3 protein-coding genes are annotated in these 3,538 nt (G+C 61.4%); all 3 read left to right on the forward strand.

The window, feature by feature from the left end:
- A partial coding sequence (locus AC5I5B_RS05960) for a tyrosine-type recombinase/integrase (RefSeq protein WP_495752496.1) occupies positions 1 to 1,571 on the forward strand: 1,571 nt, incomplete at its 5' end.
- Positions 1,568 to 2,479: a tyrosine-type recombinase/integrase gene (locus tag AC5I5B_RS05965; protein WP_327522781.1), complete on the forward strand. Its 912-nt coding sequence runs from the start codon at positions 1,568 to 1,570 to the stop codon at positions 2,477 to 2,479. The genes AC5I5B_RS05960 and AC5I5B_RS05965, both read left to right, overlap by 4 nt.
- A complete protein-coding gene (locus AC5I5B_RS05970) occupies positions 2,476 to 3,486 on the forward strand; it encodes a tyrosine-type recombinase/integrase (protein ID WP_247033363.1) in 1,011 nt (336 codons plus the stop codon). The genes AC5I5B_RS05965 and AC5I5B_RS05970 overlap by 4 nt, the downstream gene beginning before the upstream one ends.
- Positions 3,487 to 3,538: the final 52 nt, after the last annotated feature.

The raw sequence follows: 3,538 nt of genomic DNA on the forward strand, positions 1-3,538 counted from the left end.
GATGCCTCTGCTCTCAACAGCAGAAGGACACCCTCATGGCTTCCCACCCCAACTCTCGCTCCGGCAGTGACCCACGCGCGGACGTGCTCGACGATCGTGCTCTCGTCCAGGGCTATCTGGCGCAGCACCTCAAGCTCTCGGCAGGTGCCCTGAGCGCGGCGCGACATTTTCTGAAGTGGGCAAGTGCCCACGATATCGCCTACAAGGATCTCGATGCGGCCGCGGTTGATCGTTTCGCCCGGCATCGCTGTCGTTGCGGGCGCTATAGACCCCGCCAGCTGCGTGATCCGGTCTACATGACCGACGTTCGCCGGTTCCTCCGATATCTGGAGAATGTCAGGATCGTGGCCGTTCCGACCGGTGTCGAACGACTGGACAAATACCTGCCAGAATTCGCTGCCGGGCTTAGAGCCGTCGGCTACAGCAAGCCGACCTATGCTGGCCGATTAAGTCAGGCGCGGCATTTCGCCGAATGGATCTTCCAAACGCGTATTCCTGCAAAGGAGATCACTGACGTCACCATTGAACAGTTTGCTCTGCACGATTGTCAGTGCGGTATCCGAACCAAGCGGGGCAGACGGGTGACCGGCACGGGAACTAGAGATCGCCGTCGCGGTGCCCGTCGCTTCGTCAATTTCCTGCGTGAACGGGGTGTGATCAATCTCTCCGCGCCAGCCGATACTCTGGCGATCGATCCGCGGCTGGACGGCTTAGCAGAATGGCTGCGCCGCGAGCGTGGGGCGACGGAGGAGACGATCCGGCGCTACCAGCACGAGGCCGGACGCTGGGTCGGCGTTCTCGGCAAAGATCCAGGGCATTACAATGCAGCAATCATCCGCTCTATCGTTCTGGATCAGCGCCAGGAACGATCGCGTTCTTCGATCCGTATGACGGTGACCGTGCTGCGCGCGTTCCTGCGCTTCACTGTCAGCCAGGGACTTTGCGCCCCGTTTCTGCTGCATGCAGTGCCGCCAGCAGTTCGACGGAAGCTATCAACTGTTCCGCGCGTGATCCCGGCGGCAACGATTGAAGATATCATTGCATCCTCTGGCACGACGACACCGGTCAATATCCGGGATCGCGCCATCCTCCTGCTGCTCGCCCGAATGGCGCTGCGGGCGGGGGATGTGTGGCAACTGCGTCTATCCGATATCGACTGGCGGGCCAGTCGATTACGGTTGCACGGCAAAAGTCGTCGCGGGACGATGCTGCCGTTGCCCCAAGATGCGGGTGACGCACTTCTCGCCTACATCGAGGATGCGCGGCCCGTCGTCTCGACGGACCGGGTATTTCTGCGGACACAGCCGCCGTTTACACCGCTGCGTTCTTCGGCCGAGATCGCCGGCATCGTCGCCCGCGTCCTGAAGCGTGGTGGTTTCTCCTGCCTGCCGACAGGATCTCATGTGTTCCGTCATTCACTGGCGTCCGCCTGGCTGCGCGACGGTGCCGACCTTGATCAGATCGGCATCGCCCTCCGGCATGCCTCTCGGGACACGACCGCGATCTACGCGAAGGTGGATATCTTGATGCTGGCAGCCGTTGCCCAGTCGTGGCCGGGAGCAGCGTCATGATGCACCACGACGTCGATCGCTACATCCAGTTGCATCGCGCCCTCGGCAAGAAGTTCGATGCGCAGGAACAGGCACTGAGTCAATTCGCTGTACTCGCCAGCGAAAGAGCCGCAACCATCATAACCGTCGAGTTGATACTAGAATGGGTGCGTGAAGCGGCTACGCCGAACGCCGCCCGTATCCGTTTTGGCCTCGCACGCGCCTTTGCCGAGTTTCTGCACGGTGAAGACCCACGGCATGAAGTGCCGGCCGCAGGGCTGATGGGGCGCGGCAGACGGCGGCGGCCAGCTCCTTACATTCTGATGCCGGATCAGATCACAGACATCATGGCGGAGGCCCTGAAGGTGCCGGGCTTGGCTCCGATCAGCCCGCTTACATATCATCATCTGTTCGGATTGCTTGCCTCGACAGGGCTCCGCATTTCGGAAGCTCTTTCCCTCCGCTGCGATGATCTGACGGATGACGGCCTCATGGTTCGCAGCGGCAAGTTCGGTAAAAGCCGCATTGTCCCGTTGCACGCTTCAACCCACACTGCGCTTGAGCAATACCTTGCCGTCCGACGTGAGGTTCGCGGCGCAAGCGACGATCTCTTTGTGCTGGGTCACGGTCATGCGCCGACCAGGACCAGAGCCCATGTGGTTTTCGTCCGGATTGTTCGACAGCTCGGGTACCGCAACCCAACGGGGCCTGGTCCCCGGCTGCACGATCTACGCCACACCTTCGCAGTGCGGTCTCTGGAAGCCTGCGGGAATGATCCGCAGGCCATTCAGCGACACATGCTTGCGCTGAGCACCTACCTCGGCCATGCCGAGGTTGCCAACACCTATTGGTATCTCGAGGCGACACCTGTCCTGTTGCGCACGATCGCTTCAGCGACCGAAGGCGCTTTTGTCGGAGGTGCAGCATGACTCCGCTCGCTCCTGACCTTTCTGCGTTCCTGCAAAACCACCTTCCGAATGAACGTGGTGCAAGCCCGCATACAATCGCGAGCTACGCGCATGCATTCACGCTCTTGCTGCGTTTCACCGCCGCTCGGCTCAAACGACAGCCCTCCGACCTCATGATCGAGGATCTCGACGTCGGACTCGTGCGAGCATTTCTGCGGCATGTGGAAGAAGGGCGGGACAATACCGCCCGTTCTCGCAATGCAAGGCTCTCGGCGATCAAGGCGTTCTTTCGCTTCGTCGAACATCGGCAACCGGCCTGCCTGGAGCAGGCTATGATGATCCGGGCGCTGCCGGTCAAACGAACTGACACCCGGCTTATCGACTATCTGACTCGGGAAGAGATCGGAGCGCTGCTTGCAGCACCCGATATCCGCACACGCGGCGGCCTGCGTGACCGCGCGATGCTCCATCTCGCTTATGCCGCGGGTTTGCGGGCATCCGAACTGTTGGCGATGCGGATGGAAGACTTCCCCGACAGATCGCTTTCCAGCGTTCGCGTCCTCGGCAAGGGACGACGAGAACGTATCCTGCCGCTCTGGAAAGAAACTCAGGCCGCATTGCGTGCATGGCTGGCCGTTCGGCCAGATGGTCACGGTCCAGAACTGTTCCTGAGCCGGGACGGCAAACGCATGAGCCGCGATGGATTCGCCTACAGGCTCAGCTTGCACGTTGCCAAAGCCGGCAAGACGGTGCCGTCGATTGCCAGCAAGAGCGTCACGCCGCACGTGCTTCGGCATAGCTGTGCCATGCACACGCTCCAGGCAACCGGAGACGTCCGTAAGGTGGCGCTCTGGCTCGGTCATGCCAGCATCCAGACCACCGAGATGTACTTGCGCGCCGACCCGACCGAGAAGCTTGCTCTTCTCGAAGCGCATCATGCCCCGCTTATCAAGCCCGGAAGATTCCGGGAGCCATCGGACAAGCTGATGGCCGCTCTCGCGGCCGCAACCAACCCACGGCACCAGTAAATCTGAACAGCCATCACCGAAAACAGTGCCGGGCGATCTCCGCCCGGTGCCT

Source organism: Agrobacterium sp., from assembly GCF_059499945.1.

What these genes read in the sequence shown, in the direction of transcription:
- AC5I5B_RS05965 (WP_327522781.1), top strand. Translation starts at nt 1,568, where the DNA reads ATGATGCACCACGACGTCGATCGCTACATCCAGTTGCATCGCGCCCTC.
- AC5I5B_RS05970 (WP_247033363.1), top strand. Translation starts at nt 2,476, where the DNA reads ATGACTCCGCTCGCTCCTGACCTTTCTGCGTTCCTGCAAAACCACCTT.